The sequence below is a fragment of the Pontibacter sp. E15-1 genome (genome assembly GCF_022601975.1).
Lineage (GTDB): Bacteria > Bacteroidota > Bacteroidia > Cytophagales > Hymenobacteraceae > Pontibacter.
Window position 1 is genome coordinate 66,897 of sequence record NZ_JAKVIR010000007.1, and the last position, 21,519, is coordinate 88,415.

Annotated in this window: 19 protein-coding genes; 11 read left to right on the top strand and 8 right to left on the bottom strand. The window is 53.9% G+C overall.

All coding sequences use genetic code 11. The features are described from left to right. The first annotated feature begins 133 nt into the window (after positions 1 to 133). The 3 genes from MKJ04_RS06270 (at position 134) to MKJ04_RS06280 (ending at position 4,527) form a co-directional block, all read left to right on the top strand. Complete coding sequence (locus MKJ04_RS06270; protein ID WP_241640390.1) at positions 134 to 781, top strand: acetyltransferase; 648 nt, start codon at positions 134 to 136, stop codon at positions 779 to 781. Positions 782 to 792: 11 nt separating this feature from the next. Beyond that, positions 793 to 1,944, top strand: a complete 1,152-nt coding sequence (locus MKJ04_RS06275) for a DegT/DnrJ/EryC1/StrS family aminotransferase (RefSeq protein ID WP_241640396.1) — start codon at positions 793 to 795, stop codon at positions 1,942 to 1,944. Positions 1,945 to 2,580: 636 nt separating this feature from the next. Continuing rightward, positions 2,581 to 4,527: a polysaccharide biosynthesis protein gene (locus MKJ04_RS06280; protein ID WP_241640397.1), complete on the top strand. Its 1,947-nt coding sequence runs from the start codon at positions 2,581 to 2,583 to the stop codon at positions 4,525 to 4,527. Positions 4,528 to 4,661: 134 nt separating this feature from the next. On the opposite strand, the gene fahA is transcribed toward MKJ04_RS06280, so the two are convergent. The 3 genes from fahA to MKJ04_RS06295 form a co-directional block, all read right to left on the bottom strand. After that, a complete protein-coding gene (gene fahA, locus MKJ04_RS06285; RefSeq protein ID WP_241640399.1) occupies positions 4,662 to 5,939 on the bottom strand; it encodes a fumarylacetoacetase in 1,278 nt (425 codons plus the stop codon). Between the two features lie 178 nt (positions 5,940 to 6,117). Further along, the gene (locus tag MKJ04_RS06290; RefSeq protein ID WP_241640400.1) at positions 6,118 to 6,387 is read right to left on the bottom strand and encodes a NifU family protein; all 270 of its coding nucleotides are present in this window, start codon (positions 6,385 to 6,387) and stop codon (positions 6,118 to 6,120) included. Positions 6,388 to 6,393: 6 nt separating this feature from the next. Next, positions 6,394 to 7,497 (bottom strand): Mrp/NBP35 family ATP-binding protein, encoded by a 1,104-nt coding sequence (locus MKJ04_RS06295; RefSeq protein ID WP_241640401.1) that lies wholly within the window; start codon positions 7,495 to 7,497, stop codon positions 6,394 to 6,396. 290 nt (positions 7,498 to 7,787) lie between these two features. Here MKJ04_RS06295 and MKJ04_RS06300 point away from each other — a divergent pair, with 290 nt between their 5' ends. The 4 genes from MKJ04_RS06300 (at position 7,788) to MKJ04_RS06315 (ending at position 13,340) form a co-directional block, all read left to right on the top strand. Then, positions 7,788 to 8,315, top strand: a complete 528-nt coding sequence (locus MKJ04_RS06300) for an O-acetyl-ADP-ribose deacetylase (protein ID WP_241640403.1) — start codon at positions 7,788 to 7,790, stop codon at positions 8,313 to 8,315. A 177-nt stretch (positions 8,316 to 8,492) separates the two neighbouring features. Then, entirely contained in the window at positions 8,493 to 10,412 is a 1,920-nt protein-coding gene (gene dnaG, locus MKJ04_RS06305; RefSeq protein ID WP_241640406.1) for a DNA primase, read from the top strand. 213 nt (positions 10,413 to 10,625) lie between these two features. Further along, positions 10,626 to 11,915 carry a bifunctional 3,4-dihydroxy-2-butanone-4-phosphate synthase/GTP cyclohydrolase II gene (locus MKJ04_RS06310; RefSeq protein ID WP_241640409.1) on the top strand — a complete coding sequence of 430 codons (1,290 nt, stop codon included), beginning with the start codon at positions 10,626 to 10,628 and terminating at the stop codon, positions 11,913 to 11,915. A gap of 798 nt (positions 11,916 to 12,713) precedes the next feature. Further along, positions 12,714 to 13,340 (top strand): hypothetical protein, encoded by a 627-nt coding sequence (locus MKJ04_RS06315; RefSeq protein ID WP_241640410.1) that lies wholly within the window; start codon positions 12,714 to 12,716, stop codon positions 13,338 to 13,340. Between the two features lie 3 nt (positions 13,341 to 13,343). Here the strand turns inward: MKJ04_RS06315 and MKJ04_RS06320 are convergent, their stop codons facing one another. Together MKJ04_RS06320 and MKJ04_RS06325 are read right to left on the bottom strand one after the other, a co-directional pair. Next, positions 13,344 to 14,114 carry an ABC transporter permease gene (locus MKJ04_RS06320; RefSeq protein WP_241640412.1) on the bottom strand — a complete coding sequence of 257 codons (771 nt, stop codon included), beginning with the start codon at positions 14,112 to 14,114 and terminating at the stop codon, positions 13,344 to 13,346. Next, positions 14,114 to 15,010, bottom strand: coding sequence for an ABC transporter ATP-binding protein (locus MKJ04_RS06325; protein WP_241640414.1), 897 nt, complete (start codon positions 15,008 to 15,010; stop codon positions 14,114 to 14,116). The genes MKJ04_RS06320 and MKJ04_RS06325 overlap by 1 nt, the downstream gene beginning before the upstream one ends. Before the next feature lie 153 nt (positions 15,011 to 15,163). Here MKJ04_RS06325 and MKJ04_RS06330 point away from each other — a divergent pair, with 153 nt between their 5' ends. From MKJ04_RS06330 to MKJ04_RS06345, 4 genes are all read left to right on the top strand, one after another. Then, the gene (locus MKJ04_RS06330; protein WP_241640415.1) at positions 15,164 to 15,910 is read left to right on the top strand and encodes a DUF72 domain-containing protein; all 747 of its coding nucleotides are present in this window, start codon (positions 15,164 to 15,166) and stop codon (positions 15,908 to 15,910) included. Positions 15,911 to 16,139: 229 nt separating this feature from the next. Next, positions 16,140 to 16,769, top strand: coding sequence for an HAD family hydrolase (locus MKJ04_RS06335; RefSeq protein ID WP_241640416.1), 630 nt, complete (start codon positions 16,140 to 16,142; stop codon positions 16,767 to 16,769). A 5-nt stretch (positions 16,770 to 16,774) separates the two neighbouring features. Beyond that, positions 16,775 to 17,572: a YdcF family protein gene (locus MKJ04_RS06340; protein ID WP_241640417.1), complete on the top strand. Its 798-nt coding sequence runs from the start codon at positions 16,775 to 16,777 to the stop codon at positions 17,570 to 17,572. Between the two features lie 190 nt (positions 17,573 to 17,762). Next, positions 17,763 to 18,176 (top strand): Dabb family protein, encoded by a 414-nt coding sequence (locus MKJ04_RS06345; protein WP_241640419.1) that lies wholly within the window; start codon positions 17,763 to 17,765, stop codon positions 18,174 to 18,176. Positions 18,177 to 18,330: 154 nt separating this feature from the next. On the opposite strand, the gene MKJ04_RS06350 is transcribed toward MKJ04_RS06345, so the two are convergent. The 3 genes from MKJ04_RS06350 to MKJ04_RS06360 form a co-directional block, all read right to left on the bottom strand. Continuing rightward, positions 18,331 to 20,088 (bottom strand): M14 family zinc carboxypeptidase, encoded by a 1,758-nt coding sequence (locus tag MKJ04_RS06350; RefSeq protein ID WP_241640420.1) that lies wholly within the window; start codon positions 20,086 to 20,088, stop codon positions 18,331 to 18,333. A 211-nt stretch (positions 20,089 to 20,299) separates the two neighbouring features. Further along, positions 20,300 to 20,755 carry a DoxX family protein gene (locus MKJ04_RS06355; protein WP_241640421.1) on the bottom strand — a complete coding sequence of 152 codons (456 nt, stop codon included), beginning with the start codon at positions 20,753 to 20,755 and terminating at the stop codon, positions 20,300 to 20,302. Between the two features lie 40 nt (positions 20,756 to 20,795). Then, positions 20,796 to 21,419 carry a mechanosensitive ion channel protein MscS gene (locus MKJ04_RS06360; RefSeq protein WP_241640422.1) on the bottom strand — a complete coding sequence of 208 codons (624 nt, stop codon included), beginning with the start codon at positions 21,417 to 21,419 and terminating at the stop codon, positions 20,796 to 20,798. Between the last annotated feature and the right edge of the window lie 100 nt (positions 21,420 to 21,519).

Consider the following 21,519-nt stretch of genomic DNA (forward strand, 5'->3'; position numbering starts at 1 on the left):
GGTTACGGCAAGTCGCACCATACGTAGCTTAGGCCTGAAGCAACCATTAAAAGATATTATACTTTTCGGCAATCCGGCTTTTGTTGCTTTATTTAGCAGGATCTACTTAGTGTAGCATCTGTTAACGGGTTTTATGAAAAGAATAGCTGTTTTTGGTGCCGGAGGGTTCGGTAAAGAGGTTGCCATGCTCATTGAACAAATCAACGCATCAGCCCCTGCCTGGCAGTTGATCGGATTCTTTGACGATGGCGTAGCCAAAAACGCAATCGTTAACGGGTATCCCAGCCTGGGTGGCGTGGCAGAGGTAAATAAGTTAGAAGAAACCACCGGCTTGCTGCTTGCAATCGGAGACCCCGGCATCAAAATGCGTATACATGCGCAAATAAGCAACCCGAAGGTATATTATCCTGTGCTGGTGCATCCCAATGTGCTGATGGGAAACAGTCAGTACCTGGACATCGGTGAAGGAAGCATCATAACTGCCGGAAACCTGCTTACAGTAAATATTAGGCTGGGGCGGCACGTGATCCTGAACCTGGCCTGCACTGTCGGCCACGATGCCATACTTGAAGATTATACCTCTGTCATGCCGGGTGTAAACATCTCGGGAGGAGTTAAAATAGGAAAAGGAGTTTACATTGGCACTGGCGCTAAATTAATCAACCACACAGAGGTGGGGAGTCATACCATCATAGGGGCTGGGGCCGTGGTCGTCAAATCATTGCCCGCCCATTGTACGGCTGTGGGCGTGCCCGCAAGGCCGATAAAGTTTCACGCATAACACAGGAAAGAATGGATCAGAAAATATGGCTGTCCTCCCCGCACATGGGCGAGAATGAGTTTAACTTTGTAAAAGAGGCGTTCGACACCAACTGGATCGCGCCGCTGGGCCCAAACGTAGACGGGTTTGAGAATGACCTGGCAACATACCTGGGGCAGGGCACGCATGTGGCCGCCCTCAGCTCGGGCACCGCGGCCCTGCACCTTGCCCTGATATTGCTCGGCATACAGGCAGGAGATGAGGTGTTGTGCCAGTCCATGACTTTTTCGGCCTCAGCAAACCCTATTGCCTACCAGGGAGCCACGCCCATATTCGTGGACAGCGAAGCCCAAACCTGGAACATGTCTCCCGATTTTCTGGAGGCGGCCATTCAGGATCGGATTCGGAAAGGCACCAAGCCAAAGGCCATTATCGTGGTGCACCTGTATGGCATGCCCGCCGACATGGACCGCATCATGGCGGTGGCAGACAAGCATGCGATACCAGTTGTTGAAGATGCAGCCGAGGCCCTGGGGTCGATGTATAAAGGCCGTGCTTTGGGCACCTTTGGCGCCTTGAGTATCCTTTCCTTTAACGGCAACAAAATCATCACCACCTCAGGTGGTGGGGCACTTGTGTCTGCCAACGAGGAATGGATCAAGCAAGCCCGCTTTCTGGCCACACAGGCCCGCGACGCCGCCCCTCATTATCAGCATTCCCACATTGGGTATAACTACCGTATGAGTAACGTATGTGCAGGCATAGGCCGTGGCCAGATGGAAGTGCTTCCGTTAAGGGTGCAGCAACGCCGAAAGAACTTTGAGAGGTATAAAGAGGCATTCCGACTGTTGCCAGACGTGCAGTTGCAGCAGGAGCCAAATGAAGACTACTACTCCAACAGGTGGCTAAGCGCGATTCTCGTCAACGACCACAATGGCGCTACCGTAGACCGGGAAACGCTCCGGCTGGCCCTGGAGAAGAAAAACATTGAGGCAAGGCCTCTCTGGAAGCCTATGCACTTACAGCCCGTGTTTGCCGGAACGCCTTTCTATGGTGACGGTACGTGTGAGCGTCTTTTCGAAAAAGGCCTTTGCTTGCCTTCCGGCTCAAATCTGTCGGAGGTGGACCTAAGCAGGGTAATGCAGGCATTGCAAGAATGCCTGAACCCAGGGGTAGTAGCCTAGCGTGTGGGGGCCTGTTCTCGATCAGGCGCTAAATAGCCTTCATAGCCATTAAACTGCTTTGATACCCAGTAGCGAACTGCGTCCCAATGTGTGTGAGCTATTTTCTCTTTTAAACTTAGCCTTGGGTAATCAGGCTAAGTTTATTTTGTAACCATCCTCATCATATCCCAGGTTATTTTACTCATTTGTGTTAAAGTGTATTCTTTTGGATGCATGCAACGTATAAGGTGCGTTGCGCGCATCTGTGGAGCGGTATGGAACCCTGTTAAATGGCTTGAAACTAATAAGTTTCAGTGCAGTTTATGCTTTTGCCAAAACCAAAACAAGGAAACAGGTTGACAGTGGTAATATATGTAAAATAAAATATAATGAATTATATATATAATTAGTCTTTTCTATGCACGTTTAGACATAATGAGACGTTTTTTTTTTAAGCATTGAGTAAAAAATGATGCCCGTAGAGGCTAAAAAGGCCCATTTTATTATATACTTATAATTTAAATATATAATATTAAAAAAAATATGACATTTTCTAATTGTTGGCGTATATAGAAAACCAATTAAAAATAGTCATAAGAATTATAAATCTTGTTATGTTTTTGCGAAGGCAAAACAAAATGATTTAAGCGAAATAGTATGAAAATTTTTCTACTGAAAAACTCCCTTCCCAACTGGATAATCCTGCTCATCGATCAAGTGATTGCAAGTTGGTCTTTTGCCCTGTCTTATTTCCTTATCTGGCAATTCGAATTCAATCAAATCCTTAAAGGTCATTTTCTGATTTTTATCTGTTTGTATGGCGTCGTGTCTGTCGGTATTTTTTACTTTATGCGGCTGCATACCGGACTGATTCGCTATTCCAGTATGGTTGATATTTACCGCATATTCGTGGCGGTTCTGTCATCCAGCGTGCTATATGGGGCCGTTGTCGCGTTGGCTGTTGCGCCTATCTATAACATCGAGTCCAACAACATATACCTTGTGCTGCTGGTAAACTTCTTCATCTCATCATCGCTGCTCATCATGCTAAGAATAGGCACTAAAAGTCTGTTTTTTTTTGTGAAGCGAAATACTAAAGACAAGAAAGAATGTGTGCTTATCTATGGCGCAAACAGCAGCTCCATTCTGGTAAAGGAAGCTTTGGAGTCTAGTGGAATGGGGAAATTCGTTATCGCCGGATTTATAGACGAAGATCGCTCCAAAGGAAACAAAAGCATCCACCAGATTCGGATCTACCATACCAGCGAAATAGAGAAGCTGCACCGCAAGGCGCAGGTGAACAAACTGATCATGATGAGTGAGGACCTGCAGGCCGGGGCCAGAAAGCAACTGATCGACAAGTGCCTCGAGCTGAACATAAAAGTACTGACCGTGCCGCCAACCGCACAGTGGATGTCCGGGCAGTTGAAGCTGAACCAGCTGAAGAACCTGAAGATCGAGGACTTGCTGCAGCGGCCAATGATTAACCTGGAAAATCTGAAGGTAGCCAACGACTTGAAAGGCAAGCGCGTGCTGGTAACCGGGGGAGCCGGATCCATTGGCTCTGAAATTGTGCGGCAGGTGCTGAGCTGTGGCCCTGAGATGGTGGTGATCTGCGATCAGGCGGAGTCTCCCCTGCACCAGATGCAACTGGAGATGGAAGAGAAGTTTCCATCTGTAGAAATCAAAATCTGCATCGGCGATATCCGTGACTTCGACAGGATGTATAAACTCTTCAAAGCATACAGCCCTCAGGTGGTCTATCATGCCGCCGCCTACAAGCATGTGCCTATGATGGAAAACAACCCTTCGGAGGCGATCCTGACAAACATTCTCGGTACAAAAAACCTCGCGGATCTGGCTATCAGCTGTGATGTTGAGAAATTTGTGATGCTCTCCACAGATAAGGCTGTCAACCCGACCAATGTAATGGGTGCCTCCAAGCGAATCGCTGAGATTTATATTCAGTCGCTTAACAGCGTCAATCTGATAGATGCCGATATGCGCGGATTGAATGCTGCCACTATGCCTAAAACCAAATTTATAACCACCCGCTTCGGGAATGTATTGGGCTCAAATGGTTCCGTTATACCGCACTTCCGTGCCCAGTTGGAGAAAGGCGGCCCCATAACGGTGACACACCCTGAAATCACGCGTTACTTCATGACGATCCCGGAGGCCGTGCAGCTGGTGCTGGAGGCAGGTACCATGGGGAATGGCGGCGAGATATTCGTTTTCGACATGGGCCAGCCGGTTAAAATCATTGACCTTGCCCACAAGATGGTGAAACTGGCCGGACTAACGCCCGGTGTTGATATAGAGATTGTATTCTCAGGCCTACGGCCAGGGGAGAAACTGTACGAAGAGCTTCTCAACAAGGAAGAACTCACCATTCCCACGCATCACCATAAGATCAAAATCTCAAAGGTGAGAAAGTATAAATATGCGCAAGTGGAGCTGGACGTGAAAGAGTTGCTTAGCCTCAACAAGAGCAACGACGATTACCGCTTCGTGAAAAAGATGAAAGAAATGGTGCCGGAGTACATCAGCAAAAACTCCAGATTTGAGGAGCTTGATGCTGCCATGCACTACAAAGGCCTTTAATCACACCAGCGAAAGCCTGTTATTACAGAATTCTCCCTTTCAGAAAGCTTCTGTCCGCTCTGTTTTAGCACTGCGGGCAGAGGCTTTTTTCTATACCCCCCAAGTCTATACCTCACAAAAACAGCGGAAAAACCTTAATGCTGTATAGCTGGCAACACCTGACCCCTCACTTCGCCAAAGCCTACCCGGATGCCGTTGAGTTCGCAATGGCCCCGCATAATCACGGTATCATAATCCTGGATGAACTGGCGCTCCGAGCCATCTGGCAATTGCAGCGGTTGTGTGCCGCGCCATGTCAGTTCCAGCATTGAGCCATAGGCCTCCTGCCGCGCCCCGCTGACTGTGCCCGAGGCATAGAGGTCACCGACCATTATATTGCAGCCATTGCTGCTCTGGTGGGCCAACTGCTGTGCCATACTCCAGTACATGTGTTTAAAGTTTGTGTGGCTGATGGTGCTGGCCGCTTTGTGCTGTGGCTGGAGCAGAACCTCCAGGTGGATGTCGTAATTCCGGTTTCCGAGGGCTTCGAGGTTAGGCAGCGGCTTGGGGATTTGCTCCGGCCCCTTCACCCGGAATGGTTCCAGCGCATCCAGGGTGACGACCCAGGGAGAAACAGAAGAAGCGAAGCTTTTCGCCAGGAATGGCCCCAACGGCACGTATTCCCATGTCTGTATGTCCCGTGCCGACCAGTCATTGAACAATACAAGCCCGAAGATATACTCCTCTGCCTCGTAGGGCGTGATGCTTTGCCCCAAAGGCGTTTCCTTGCCAGTGATGAAGGCTACCTCAAGCTCAAAGTCTAGTTGCTGGGAAGGTCCGAAGGTCGGGGTATCCTGATCTGCTGCCTTTGTCTGCCCTTTGGGCCTGTGGATAGGTGTGCCCGATACCACGATGGAGGAGGCTCTGCCATGATAGCCGACAGGCAGGTGTTTCCAGTTAGGTAGGAGCGCGGTCTCCGGGTCGCGGAACATGGTGCCCACGTTGGTGGCATGCTCCAGGCTACTGTAAAAATCGGTATAGTTCGGTACTTTTACGGGCATATGCATCGTGGCCTCGCTCTGCAGCACCAGGCATTCCCGAATCAACTCACTGTCCCCGCTGATCTCCTCATTGTTGTTGCGCAGCAACTCCGACACCCGGTTGCGAACCGCCCGCCAGACAGGTTTTCCCATCGCGATAAAGTCGTTCAGGACAGGGCGGTGAAACACGTTTGGGTCGAAGTCAATCAGCTCGAAGAAGTTGTGTCGGCCCAGCACGCACAGATCCAGGATATACTCCCCGATGGCCACCCCCACGCGCGGGTCCCTGTCTGGGGTGCTGAAAATGCCGAATGGCAGGTTTTGGATAGGGAAGTCACTTTCGGGGGCTATCTCTATCCAGGAATGGAGATGCGGATCATTCGCTCGTATCATGTTGTCCGTGCAAGAGGTTCAGTATGTAAATATAGTTTTTTTGCCCGGATGGGAAAGGCTTTTATGGGGTTTAAGTCCACTTGAAAAGGCCTGACAAAGCGGAGGTATGGATCAGGCGAAAAAAAAAGCGGGTATGGCTTTACACCACACCCGCTTCAACAAAGGTTTTTTACCGAATCTATACCGAAAGCGGCATCATGTTCACGGCTTCCACAGATTTGATCTCCGGCACCGCTTTCAGCACCGACTGCTCTACGCCAGCTTTCAGTGTCATGGTAGACATGGGGCAGGAGCCGCAGGCGCCCAGCAATTCTAGTTTCAGCACCATATCGTCTGTTATCTCCAGCACTTTTACATTGCCTCCGTCTGCTTCGAGGTATGGCCTGATCTGGTCGAGGGCACCTTCTACACGGAGCATGAAATCTTGATCTACGTTTATGGCTGCCATTATCTTTTAGCTTTTAATTTCAACAGGTTTTGTTTTGGACAGCGAGGCATTCCGGACGGATACCTGCTGCGCCACGGCTTGCGCCAGCTCTTTGAAAACACCCGAAGCCGGGGAATCGTTCTGCAAAACTACGGGAGTTCCCTCGTCCCCGCTCTCGCGGATGCCTTGCACAAGCGGTATCTGGCCCAAAAGCGCGACTTCGTATTTCTCTGCCAGCGCCTTTCCTCCGCCCTCACCGAAGATATAATATTTGTTATCGGGGAGCTCTGCAGGTGTAAAGTAAGCCATATTCTCCACTACACCAAGCACCGGCACGTTTATCTGCGGTTGCCGGAACATCTGCAGCCCTCTCACGGCATCCGCCAGGGCCACTTTCTGCGGCGTCGTCACGATAACGGCGCCGGTTACCGGCAGGGCCTGTACCATGGTCAGGTGTATGTCGGAGGTGCCCGGAGGCAGGTCCAGCAGCAGGTAATCCAGCTCGCCCCACTCTACGTCCGATATAAACTGCCGCAGGGCAGAGCTGGCCATCGGGCCGCGCCATACCACGGCACCGTCCGCAGGTGTCAGGAAACCGATCGACATCATCTTGACGCCATACTTTTCTACGGGCACGATATAGTTTTTTCCGTTGTCGCCCTGAATCATTTGTGGGCGCTCCTGCTCCACGCCAAACATGGTGGGGATAGACGGGCCGGAGATATCAGCATCGATCAAACCGACGCGGGCACCGGCCTGCGCCAGGGCAATGGCCAGGTTGGAGGTAACAGTAGACTTGCCGACACCGCCTTTGCCAGACGCCACGGCAATGATGTTCTTCACACCGCCCAGCACCTCGGACGTATCGCCGCGGCCTGAGGTCACGCGCGAAGTCATGTTCACGGTCACGTCAGCCTCTTTGTCTACCATGGTATGGATAGCAGTGACGCAGGCGTTCCGGATCAGGTCTTTCAGCGGGCAGGCGGGCGTGGTCAGGATGACGGTGAAGCTCACGCTTTTGCCGTTTACCTGCACGTCCTCCACCATGTTCAGGGTGACAAGGTCTTTCCCCAGATCAGGCTCCTCTACATAGCTGAGCGCTTTTAGTACATCTTCTTTTGTGATCGCCATATATTAAACTGCTTAGCAATTTGCCCCGCAAAGATACGAACAAAAACCGCTATTCATAAGCGAAGGGCTTTAGAGTGCAACAAGCGGGGAGCGGTATAAGTTTTATACCAGGCAATAGGAGCGTAATTAGGCTGTGGGCGAAGTGGTATAAAACAGGGTAGCGCCTTTCCATCAGCCGAGGGGGATGTATGAATTCCCTTCTTAAAACGAAATCTATACCTGCTCTTTTCGACGCGCACGCTTCGCCTTTGCCCTCGGTTTGCCGTAGCTTAGGTATAAATGGACATGCCATGGAACAGACAAAAATAGAAATACAGCAGGGCGACATCACCAAACTGGATGTGGACGCGATTGTGAATGCGGCAAACAGCAGTTTGCTGGGCGGCGGCGGTGTGGACGGCGCCATTCACCGGGCGGGCGGACCCGCTATTCTGGCGGAGTGTAAGAAGATCGTGGCGCGGCAGGGCAGTTGTCCCACCGGCGAAGCCGTCATCACGACAGGCGGGAAGCTGCCTGCAAGGTATGTCATCCATACCGTCGGGCCGGTGTGGCACGGCGGCGAGCAGGATGAGCCGCAGCAGCTGGCCAACTGCTACCGCAACAGCCTGCGCATCGCCACAGAAAAGCAGCTTAAAAGTATCGCCTTCCCCAACATCAGCACGGGCGTGTATGGCTACCCGAAGGAGAAAGCCGCCAAGGTGGCCGTGCAGGCGGTAAATGATTTTATCCGGGACAACGATACCAGCCTGCGGCAGGTTATTTTTGTATGTTTCGACGCCGAGAACCTGCGCCTGTATGAGAAAATTTTGAAAGGTTGAGTACGGCGATAAAGCGCATATTTCTGTGGCTTTAACCATCCTGCAGCGCTATGGCCTTCTGTAGCCAACAGCGTTTTAGCTATGTAGCCATCTTTCAACCCAACAATTAACAACCGGCAACTAGCAATCAACCAGCAGCAATCCCGTATCTTTGCTCTCCGCTAACATCGTTTGCCCATGTCACTGATCCCGAAAGAAGTTGTTGACCAGGTGTTGGTTCAAGCCGACATCACGGAGGTAGTCGGCGATTTTGTGTCGCTCAAGAAAAAGGGGCAGAACATGTGGGCCTGCTGCCCTTTCCACCACGAAAAGTCGCCTTCTTTCTCCGTTTCGCCGTCCAAGGGCATCTACAAGTGCTTTGGCTGCGGCAAGGCGGGCAACTCGGTGCAGTTTATCATGGATGTGGAGGGCACCAGCTTTCCGGAGGCAATCAAGTACCTGGCCAAGAAGTACAGCATCGAAGTGCCGGAAGATAACCCGAACCCGGAGTACGCCAGGGAGCAGAGCGAGCGCGACAGCCTTTTCATCGTTTCGGACTATGCCAACAAGCATTTTCAGCAAAACCTGCATACCCACGAGCAGGGCGGCATCGGGCAGTCTTACCTGAAGCAGCGGGGGATGAGCGAAAAGACCATCCGCAAGTTTGAGCTCGGCTACAGCGTGGACGAGTGGACAGACCTGACGGATGCGGCTCTCAAGGCAGGCTACCAGCAGAAATACCTCGAGGCCACCGGGCTGACCATTGCCAAGGAAGACGGCAAGAAGTACGACCGTTTCCGGGGCCGCGTCATGTTCCCGATCCATAACGTGTCGGGGCGCGTGGTGGGCTTTGGTGCCCGCACGCTCAAGACCAACGACAAGAAAAGCCCGAAATACCTCAACTCGCCCGAGTCGGACATTTACCACAAGAGCAACGTGCTGTATGGCCTGTTCCAGGCCAAGCAGGCAATCCGGATGCAGGACATGTGCTATATGGTGGAGGGCTACCTCGATGTGCTGTCGCTGCACCAGGGCGGCATCGAGAACGTGGTGGCCTCGTCGGGCACCTCGCTCACCGAGGGGCAGATCAAGCTCATTGCCCGCTATACCGAGAACATCACGGTGCTTTATGATGGCGACGCCGCCGGTATAAAAGCCTCGCTGCGCGGGATCGACTTGATTCTGGAGAGCGGCCTGAACGTGGATATCGTGACGTTCCCGGAAGGGGAGGACCCGGACTCATACATCCAGAAAGTGGGCGACACGGCGTTTAAAGCCTACATACAGGAGCACGCGCAGGATTTTATATCCTTCAAAACCAGCCTATACGCCGCCGAGGCCAAAGGCAGCCCGGTAAAAAAGGCGGAGGCGATTAAAGAGGTGGTTGCCTCTATTGCTAAAATCCCGGATGCCATTAAACGCACCGTCTTCTTCCGCAGCTGTAGCCTCATTTTCGACATCGACGAGCAGGTGCTGATTTCGGAGTATAACAAGATGCAGCTGCAGGAACGCCAGCAGCCGCAGCGCGGGGGCAGTGGGCAGGAGTTTTTCCCGACGGCGCCGATAGCCGAGCCAGAGCCCGAAAAGCCGGTGTCGGACCTGGACATGCTGAAACGGTATGAGCGCGAGATCGTGCGCATGCTGCTCAATTACCCCGATCGCGTGCTGGAAGACGGCCTGAACACATGCCAGTATATGCTGGAGCAGCTGGAGGATGTGGAGTTCCGGACGCCGCTGTACGCCCGCCTGATGGAGCTGATCAAGGACAAGCTGTGTGATGGCACCCTGGCCACCGCCGACGACTTTGTGCACCACCCCGATCAGGAAATACGCACCGAGGCCACCAACCTGCTCTCTGACCCCCACGAGCTGAGCCATAACTGGGAAACGCACCACATTTTCGTGCCTAGCGAGACGGACCTGCTGCCGTACGGGGCCGAGCGCGCCGTGCTGCGCCTGAAGTGGCGTAATGTGGAGCTGATGATCAAGGGCGAGATGGAAAAGCTGCGCCTCGTCACCGATCCGCAGGAACAGATCCAGCAGCTCACCTTCATCCGAAACCTCAAAACCCTGCACTGCCAGCTCGGCGACATGCTGGGCATCGTGGTGAACAGGTAGTTTCCGCAGCGAACTTCCAGGGTTATGAAATTCCTGCGGGGGCGTTGCCCGCAGGGCTATACCTTTCCGCAATTCCAGCCTCAACTAAATCCGCCTCAAAACTGTTGTTTAAATAAAAAAAGGGAATGCGCTTTAAACTTTTTAATTTTACTGCGCTTTACTAACAGACCAACCGCCGGGCTGCACAGGCAACTCAGGCATAAAATACATAGCATGGAATCCAATACAACAAATGAGGACAGGCCTTTAGACGCCATTGCCGCCGCCATTGAGGATATCCGCCAGGGCAAGGTGGTGATTGTAGTTGACGATGACGACCGTGAGAACGAAGGCGACTTTATCTGCGCTGCCGAAAAGGTCACTCCTGAGATTGTGAACTTCATGGCCACGCACGGCCGGGGCCTCATCTGCACCCCACTTACAGAGGAGCGTTGCGACGAACTCGGGCTTGAGCTGATGGTGGGGCGCAACACGGCCCTGCACGCCACGCCGTTCACCGTGTCTGTCGACCTGATCGGGCACGGCTGCACGACCGGCATCTCCGCCTCCGACCGGGCCAAAACCATACAGGCGCTGGTAGATCCCGTCACAGACCCGCACGCGCTGGGCAGACCAGGCCATATTTTTCCGCTGAAAGCGAAGAAAGAAGGCGTGCTGCGCCGTTCGGGCCATACCGAGGCGGCTGTGGACCTGGCACGACTGGCGGGATTGTCGCCGGCCGGGGTGCTGGTAGAGATTATGAACGAGGACGGCACCATGGCGCGCCTGCCCGATCTGTTTAAAGTGGCAGACCGCTTTAACCTGAAGCTGATCTCCATCAAAGACCTGATCAAGTTCAGGCTGCAGAAAGAGAGCCTGATAGACCGCGAGATTGCCGTGCAGATGCCGACAGACTTCGGCAACTTCGACCTATATGCCTTTACGCAGCGCAGTTCGGGTGCCAAGCACCTGGCCCTGGTGAAAGGGACCTGGGAGGAAGGCGAGCCGGTTCTGGTGCGGGTGCACTCTTCCTGCGTTACGGGCGATATTTTCGGGTCGTGCCGCTGCGACTGTGGGCCCCAACTGCATGAGGCCATGCGCATGATCGAGGCAGAGGGCAAGGGCGTGGTGGTATACATGAACCAGGAAGGCCGCGGCATTGGCCTGATCAATAAGCTGAAAGCCTACAAGCTGCAGGAGCAGGGCCGCGACACGGTGGAGGCGAATCTGGAACTGGGCTTTGCCATGGACGAACGCGACTATGGCGTGGGCGCACAGATTCTGCGTGACCTGGGTGTGACGAAAATGCGCCTGATCTCCAACAACCCGAAAAAACGCTCGGGCCTCATGGGGTATGGCCTCGAGATTGTGGACACGGTGTCGATTGAGATTTCGCCGAACGAGCACAACCACCGCTACCTGACCACAAAGCGCGACAAATTGGGCCACGATATCATGAAAGACGTGACCGTGAAGCACCAGGCAAACACCATCCGGCACCAATCGAACCTGAACCAGCAGTAAGGTTCTTCCTTCGGGCAGGTATAAATTTTGCGCTCAAAAACGAAATTTATACCTGCTTATATACGCGGGCTTTGCCACAAGCTTGCCCGAGCCTTTACAGCCCTTTGCCAGCAGCTAACTGCTCCTGGCAAAGGGCTTTTTTGCTTTAGAGCATGTTTAAATTTCGTTTTTGGAAGCGAGAATTGTTCAGCAAGGGTTCTGGCGAAGCGTTTTTTGAGCCGCATAGCAGCGCTATGGGGTGATAAAAAGGCGAAGTCAGGTTCCTTTATGAACAATTTGCAGCCCAAAAGATGAATTTTAAACATGCTCTTAGTGCAACTCCCATTAGTGGCATGATGACGGCGTGACTCTGGCAGGTTCGTCTGTCTGCAGGATTTATACCCGTATCAAACAGATTTTGCGCATATATAAGAGCTTGTGCAGTAGTGGTAACCAATCCCTAACCCTTACAAAGAGAGTCCATACCCACAGGAGGATAATTTCACTTCCTGAACCGTAAGTTTATACCTGCTTGTCGATTGAGAATGGTTGTATCACAGCTTCGTGAAAAATCAGCATAACACACCCTGTACAGGATAGTGCGGGCGTGAAGAGGTTAAACCGCTGATGGACAATTTCCTATGAAATAGATGCTCGCTATTGTTCTAAAGGTATAAACTTTTGTATATAAGAAACTTTAGCAGGTTAAATCCTTAAAAATAGATAAAGAAGATGTAGAACACATAACGCTATTTTGTGATGAGAGGGAATTTAGGAGTTGGAGCGCGTTTTATAAGCGCAGTAGTGTTGATTTTTTATATGTCTCTTCCGCTGCAGGCGCAGCACCAGGATAATCGGGACGAAACGTCGTGGTGGCCAGGAAGCAAGGTGGTGCTTTGGAGCGGAGACACCGTTTCTGGCTCACTAACCCTTTACCGATCACAGGACCTGATCTATGTGCAGCAACCCGACGGCAGCAGTAACTTTTACACGCCGGTGCATGTGCAGTATTTTATTACCAGGGAACAGCTCAGCGGCAAAACCACCCTGTTCCGGACGCTGTCCTGGGACATGGGCCGCGACCATTCTGATTTTAAAAAGCCAGCTTTTTTTGAGCAGCTAAACGAGGGCAGTTACACGCTGATGCGCCGGGAAATGCCGTTGATTCGGAACCCGAACGCGATTGACCAGCCGAATCAGCAGCATAGCTTCAGTACCGTCAGTACATACACGCAGGACAATACGCCATTAGGGTATGCCCCAAACCGATACTACATGCTGCTCCCCAACGGGGAAGTGGTGACGCTGCGCAACCTGCGGAAAGACCTGCACCGGCTGTTCGGCAAAAAGTCGAGGAAGGTGAAGAGCTTCGTGAAAAAGCACAACCTGGACTATGAGTATCCCCACAGGCTGGTGGCCATCGTCAACTACTACAACTCACTCTAAGTGCTACAGGTCGCGGAGTTTCAGGGTATAGTAACTGAGCAGACAGAACAGCACGATGTACCCGATAGCGGGCAGCGCGGCCCAGGCCGGCGAGAGCATCTGGGTAGGCGCAGTCAGCTGGTCGAGCAGGTCCTGTCCGGGCATCGGGGTAAGGCTTCCGAGCACTTTCATGGGCAGGTACTCGTCAACGGTGTCGGGTAGGCGCAGCTGGATGATCGGCTCCACGATTTTGGAGTAGATGATGAACGCCACGATGGCCAAACCGCTTTTCCTGATCACAAACCCAAAGAGCATGGCCAGCGTCATGTAGCCCACTGCTTGCACAAAGTAGTAGGAGAGCGCATCCATCTGCCCGAAAATAGCGCTGAAGGAGCTGTCGGGGCTGTATATCAGGCCGAAGTAGAGGCCCAGCACCAACAGCAGCAACGTGCCAAAGACCGCGAGCGCCAGCGCCACGTAAAACTTTGCCAGCACCAGTTCCATACGCGAGAGGCCGTCGATCACCTGCTGCCGCAGGGTCCGGAAGGTATACTCATCAGTCACCAGCACAATCAGGAGTATGCCGAAGAGCAGGTTGAAAAAGCTGGCGATATAGGTCAGACGGTGCCAGAGTTCCGGAAGGTGGTACATGTCCTCGCCCAGTTCCTTGCCGTTGATGGTGACTTTGCTGCTGGCATACAGGATCAGGAGGAACACAGAGACGAAGATCGCCAGGATGACCCATACCGTGCGGTAGGACATATATTTGTGCAGCTCAATGCGGAGTAAGTTCATCAGGATGGTTGTTTTATGATTTCCAGAAACTGCGCCTCCAGGCTCTTGCGCTTTACCGAGAGCTGCGACAGGACGATGTCAGCCGCAAACATGGCCTTGTTCACATCCGCGCTGCCATACCCCTCTTTCAGCGTGAGGTATACCACATCGCGCTCCGGGGTATAGGTTTCTACGAAGGGCAGTTGGGGCAGCACCCGCAGTATCTCCGCCATATCTGTTGCGCTCACGATGATCTGGTCTTTGGCAGAGAGGATGGTGCTGACGGGGCCTTCGGCACGCAACGCCCCTTTTTGCAACACCGCCACGTGCGTGCAGACTTTCTCCACCTCATCCAGCAGGTGGCTGGCCAGGATTATTGTTTTGCCTTCGGCGGCTATCTTCAGGATCAGCTCGCGCACCTCCGCGATGCCCTCCGGGTCCAGGCCGTTCGTGGGCTCGTCCAGCACCAGCACCTCCGGGTCGTTTAGCAGGGCGGCGGCTATGGCCAGGCGCTGCTTCATCCCCAACGAGAACCCCTTGAAAGTGGTATGCATCCGGAGCTCCAGCCCGACCAGCTTCAGCACGGCATTTATTTTCTGTGGGCTAACCCCCTTTATATCTGCCACAATCTGCATGTTTTTGCGGGCGCTGAGGTAGGGGTAAAAGTTAGGGGTCTCGAGCAGGGCGCCTACCCGCCGCTTGGTGTCGCGGCTGATGGGCTGCCCGAACCACGTGAAACTGCCCGAGCTGGGGCGGATCACATCCAGCACCATGCCCAGTGTGGTGGTTTTGCCACTGCCGTTTGGGCCCAGCAAGCCGTAAATGCTCCCTTCCCCCACCTGTATCGATAGCTGGTCCACGGCCTGGATGGAGCCGTAGCGCTTGGAGAGATGCTTGATGTCCAGTATGTCTGCCACGAGTGTTGGTTAAGTGTGCCGCCGTTTAGCTGTCCGAATATAGGGAACAGGCGATGGAAATAAAAACTTTATCTCCGGAGGCGCGCCCACGTACTGCGTAAGAGCCTATTTATATTTCGTTTTTGGCAGCGAAATGTAAACTTGCTTTAAACTATGGAACAGAACGACAATTTATACATCGGCACATCCGGGTGGAGCTACCGCTGGCCGGACGTGCTATACCCCGAGGGGATGAAATCGGCGGAGCGCCTGGCATACTACGCCACCCGCTTCAACACGACCGAGCTCAACAGCAGCTTTTACCATTTTACGATGGCCAAAACCATCGCGAAGTGGCTGGCAGAAACCCCTGGCTCCTTTCGGTTTGCAGCCAAAATGCATCAGGAGGTAACCCATAAGCGGCGCTTGGTAGATGTGGAAGAACCGCTGGAGAAGTTCATGTCGCGCTTTCTGGCGATGGAGGGCAGGCTGGGGCCGGTGCTGATCCAACTGCCCGGCAGCCTGCACTTTGACTTTGGGGTGGCCGCAGATTTTTTCGGGATGCTCCGGACGAGATACCCTGACCCTGTGTTTGCCCTGGAGGTACGGCACGCCTCTTGGTTTACGGAAGAGGCGCAGAACCTGCTTCGGGAGCACGCCATCACGTGGGTGATCCTCAGCGCCGGCAAGCGGTTCCCAAGCCTCGAAACCACGACCACCGACACGGTATACCTGCGCCTGCACGGCGACGAAAAGCTGTATGCCTCCGCCTATACCGACGAGCAGCTGGAGCGCTACGCCCTGATGGTGCACGACTGGCTCCTGGACGGCCGGGAGGTATGGGTGTTTTTCAACAACACGATAGTGGGCAATGCCGTTTTAAACGCGGAGCGGCTACGGGAACTGGTGGCTGCACTGTAACAGCGACTCCTGATTTTAAGCGGTATGCCTTAAGGCTGCTTCTGGAATATGGCTTACCTTTGCAGCCAGGCGGAGAGGGTATAAAACAGTTTGCTAGCCGACGTATACGCCCAAACCAGCTTTACTTGCCCGAAGGCCCGCTGTATGAGAGCGCATTTCTTCTTCGACGGCTTCCGGCGGGCACATTTTCAAACTTTCATACCGGGCAACACCCCTTGTTAAAAGACATATGAACCATACAACCGACGCCATTATATTCGACCTCGACGGCACACTTTGGGACTGCACCCCCGCCATTGCCGAGGCCTGGAACGCCGCCATCGACCAGTTTGATTTTGTTGACCACAAGCTGACAGCCGACGATGTGCGCGGGGTGGCCGGCATGCCGCACGACGAAATTTACGAGAAGCTCTTCCCGGAACTGAGCCAGCAGCAGCGCCAAACCCTGCAAGAACTCAGCGACCGCCTGCAGATGGAAAACCTGCGGGAAAAAGGAGGCAAACTGTACGAGGGGGTGGAGGCAACGCTGGAGAAGCTCCAGAAAAAGTACAAGCTTTTTATCGTGAGCAACTGCCAGCTGGGCTACATCGACGATTTTCTGGCGTTTCACGGGTTGCAGCGCTTCTTCACCGACCATGCCTGTTACGGGGATAACCACAGGCCGAAAGGGGAGAACATAGAGGCTGTGATCAAACGGAATAACCTGAAAGCCGCCGTGTATGTGGGCGACACAGCGGGTGATTTCGAGGCCAGTCAGGCAGCGGGCGTGCCGTTTATATATGCCCGTTACGGCTTCGGGGAGGTGCCCGCGACCGAGCGGTACATCGACCGGTTTGCTGACCTGCTGACCCTGTTTTAACCCGTATGGCTATACCGGCAGACCAACACCGCGTCTCCCTACTCAATACCCTGATCCGCTATCTGGCCAGACGGGATTTGCGCGACCTAACGGCTGAGGCGCTGCAGACGGATTGCCACCTGCAGCAGGTCGATTTGTTGATTTTGCTCGGCAACAGCAGCCTCTTCGTAGCGGAGCAGGCTGCCCGGGCATACCGCTTTGGGCTGGCAAAGGAGATGATGATCTGTGGCGGTATCGGGCATTCCACGCACTTTCTGGAGGCGAACATCAGGCAGCACCCACGCTACAACGACGTGGCTGTAGGGGGCAGGCCCGAGGCAGACATGCTGCAGGACTTGCTGGCAAAGCATCTGCAGGTATCGCCAGAAACTATCCTGCTGGAGAACCACTCCACGAACTGCGGGGACAATGCCCGGCAAGCCCTCCGTGTGCTGAAGAAACTTCAGAAAACCCCGGAATCCATACTGCTGCTGCAGGACCCCGTGCTGCAGCGCCGATCGCAGGCCTCGTTTGAGAAGGTATGGCAATACGCTGGGGCTCGGTTTATCAGCTATGCGGCTTTTGTCCCGCTGCTGCAAAGTAAGGAGGGGATGCTTGCTTACGCCACTGCCGCACACCGTGAATTCTGTGACCTGGACAGATTGCTCTCTCTGGTGTTAGGGGAAATACCGAGGCTGCGCAACGATGCCGCGGGCTATGGGCCAAAAGGCAAGGGCTACATCACGGCCATACCCATTCCGGCGGAAGTGGAGGCAGCCCACGCCGAACTTGCCTCCCTGTATCCGATGCACGTCCGGGTATAACGGGGCGGTATGGGGCGGCAAGTGCGCCCGAAATGTGCGGTATACCGCGCGGGCGCGCCAGCTGCATTACGCTGATTTCAAGATAAATGAGTAACTTCCGGCGCATTTGCCCATGCAGGATGGCGACGAGTAGCCGGAAAGCAAGCCTGCACGTGAGCTAATAGCGCTAAAACAGAAATCGTTTATTTATATGAAAAAACTATCCAGAAGACTGTTCCTTGGCAACAGTGCCAAATTCTCTATCGCCGGGTTCTTCGGCCTGATGCCCGCCACTGACAGGGGCAAGCACAGCAAAAAAGGCAAGTTGGTGCATCACGTCTTCTTCTGGCTTAAAAACCCGGCATCCGCCGCCGACAAAGCCAAGCTCATTGAGGGGCTCAGCACGCTGAAGGCCATTAAAGCCGTCCAAATGCTACGCATCGGCGAGCCCGCCTCCACAAACCGCGACGTGATCGATCGGGGCTATCAGGTTTCGGAGCTGATGTTTTTTGACAGCCTGGAAGATCAAGAGGTATACCAGAAGCACCCCATCCACCTGAAGTTCGTGGAGAACTATGCGCACCTCTGGGAGAAGGTAGTCGTGTACGACTCCGTGGATGTATAAGACCACATGCGCTGGCGTCGCGCCGTAACCGGGACGCCGGTAAGCGAAAAGGCTGCAAAGCCACCCAGGCGGTGGATTTGCAGCCTTTTTCGGTCTTGTAACTGCAAGCCGACTTTCAAGGGGTAAAGGCGAAGCCATACCCCTCTTGCCATGCCTACAGCGGCAGCTTCACCTCCTGCATCAGCCTGCCCACAGGGTATAGGTTGTGCGTGGGTTCGTAGTGCGGGGAATTTCTGTAGACAAAGTCCAGCTGCGCGCGCGCGTTTTGGGCGAAGTCCGGGTCCTGCTTTTTGCGGGCCTCAAGCTGCTGGCGCAACTGTGGGTTCTGCCTCAGGATGCTGGCGGCCAGGTCCTCGAACACGTAGCTGGAGAAGTATTCTTTCTGCATCAGAATCGAGTCGAAGAAGTTCCAGTTGAAGTAGGAGTCCACGGCCTGCGGCTCCAGCACCTCCACCACAAAGCGGTTGGCGGGCTGGTTGAGGTATACCACGTAGTCTCCGGCGAGGAACTGGCGCGGCATGCGGCGGGTTTCCACCTGCACCTCGGCATGCAAATAATGGCCCTCGTAAGGGCGCTGGCCGGTTTTATAGTCTGTGATGTAATAGCTGTCGAGTGTCAGGATCGTATCCTTTTGCAGTTGCCGCAGCTGCACTTTATCTGTTTTCAGCCGATCAATCACCTCGCCCCAGGCCTGCGGTATGACATAGGCCACCGGCTTTTCCACGGTCACGGTTGGCACAAACGTATCGTAGTAATTGATCATTTTGCTGTATGGCGCGGCGCGGTCGTAATAAAGGCGGTCGAGGCCGCTCACCTCGCTGGGCTTATACCTGGCCGCATACCCCAAAAACGGAATCTGGCTGACCTGCGTGGTGTCCAGCTGCCAGTTGAGCGGAAACGTTTTTTGTTGCAGCGTCTGCTCTTTTGCCCGCGCCCGCAGCGCGCCGATCTCTTTTGCGTCGCGGTGCACGGTTTCGATCATGTTCTCCATCAGTTTGTAAGTGGCCTGCACCCGCTGGCCAAACGGTTTCAGCATGTGCGTCTCGGGCACGAAGCCGAGGGTGTTGTACAGGGCGGTGTAGCCGGTGGCATAGCGCGGCGACTCCATAAAGCCAATGATGCCATCATCGGGGGTGTCGCCGGCATGGTTCATATAGGGCACCATCGGGAACTTGTCCTTTTTCATGCCGGCATAGAGCGCAGGTACCATTTTACCGGAGAGGTAGCTGGCCAGCGTCGGGTTCAGCTTGTTGTGCTGCGTCGCGATCAGCGTCATCACGTGCTGGTAATCCGCCCCGTTGGAGGTATGGTTGTCCATGAACACATCCGGGTCCCACTCCCTGAAAATCTCATGAAAGGTCCGGGCATTTCGGGAATCGGTTTTGATGAAGTCGCGGTTCAGGTCGAGGTTGCGGGCGTTGCCCCGGAAGCCGTAGCTTTCCGGCCCGTTCTGGTTGGTGCGGGTATGGCTGTTACGGTTCAGGGCCCCGCCGATGTTATACACCGGGATAATCGCCAGCACCACGTCGTCCAGTTGCCTGCGGCGTTTTTTATCCTGCAGGTAGTCGCGCACGAGCAGCATTGTGGCGTCTATACCCTCAGGCTCGCCGGGATGTATGCCGTTCTGAATGAGCAAGATGCGCTTGTCTTTCTGGTGGAGCGAGGCAGGGTCGAAATCTTTATCAGTAGAGACAACCACCAGATGCAGCGGACGGCCCGCGTCCGTCATACCCATAGGCATCATCTTCACTTCTTCGTAGGCAGCATCCAGCCGTTCATACCACTCGATGGCCTCGGCGTATGTGGCGGTCTGGTTGCCGTTCCCTTTTTCGTAGGGTGTTTTCAGGTCGGGTTTGCTTTGGCCGGGGCTGTCAGATGCCAGCAGAAAGGAAAGCAGGAGTGTCAGGAGCATGGGTATGGGTATAGATAGGTTAGATGTGCAAATATAGGAATTCTGGGTTGGGTTTTGAAGGAAGCAGTACCCCGTATAAATCGGGGCAGGGGATGGTATGGGAGGGCAAAAAAAAAGCCCTGGCTCAAGACCAGGGCTGTATGCTGCGGTTGCAGGGTAAGAGCATGTTTAAATTTCGCTTCCAAAAACGAAATTTAAACATGCTCAAAGTTTAGACCACAATCCGGTTAAACCTGCTGCGGTACTTATCGCTCGGGAAAAGCTTTCTGTCGAGGCTATAGCCACCGGGGCCGATGAAGAGAAACGCAAAAAACAGAATAGCAGCCTCCAGCGCATGCGAGTAGGCGTTAAAAGGGTCGCCGCCGGTAACGTGGCGCAACGTGGCCACCACCATCGTGATGAAGAGCAGGAGGCAGACAGGGCGCCAGAAGAGGCCAAGCGCCAGCAGCAACCCACCGGCAGCCTCCGAAAACCCGGCCATAAACCCCCAGAAGGCAGGGGCGAAATCAATCCCGACCACCTCCATCGACTTGCCGAGGTTTTCCCAAAGCTCGATGCCGCCAGCCAGTTTGGGCCAGCCATGCAGGATGAACATAGTGCCAATGCCGATACGCAGCAGCAGCAAACCGAATGCTCTGTAAGAGTAGTCTGAACGGAATAATGCCATAGAAGCAATAATACGTAATTGTGTTCAATATCGCAAGATACTAATATAATAGCACGCGTTTTACCAGCGTATTGGCAGGGATATTCTCTGGCGTATACTTGCCGCGTTCTTTATAATCCTGGGGCAACTGGGTGTGGTCCAGCACAAAGCTCATCCCCAGCTCTTCTGACACTGCCACAAAATTGCCTCCCTCAAAAGCCACCACCCCGATGGGGTATGCCGCTTTCACCTCGCTGTATTTCGAGCCTACGCCAATCCCTTTGGAGGTTTTGAAATCTGGGCCGAGCACGCTGATGCGCCATACCGTGCACCTCGGCTCACAGTGCTGTTCTACCAGCAGGCCCTTTTTCTGGCTGTCAGTGCGCAGCAGGTAGGCGGTGGAGGCGGTGCCCTCCATTTGCAGGAGGGTGTCCGTCACCACGGTGCCGAGGGCCACTTGCTGGCGCACTTCCTCCAGCGGCATCCCCAACCGGACGTCCCCTACGCGGCCTTTTTCTATGATCAGCAGGGCGGGGTCAGGGGCGGGCTGCACCTCCAGTTCAGTGGCAGCGGCAGCTTCCTCCTGTGCACGGCTCTCTGTGGCGGCCTCGTCGTTTTGGGAGAGGCAGGCGGCCATGCTCACTCCCAGTAATATGGCATAAATGATATTTCGTAGCAGCGTCATCTCTCAGTCAAATCTTTATTGAGTATAAACCTTGTAGCGTAGAAGCAGGTTGTAGTATATTAGCACGAATTGAGGATTCGTTTATTTTATCATACATCAA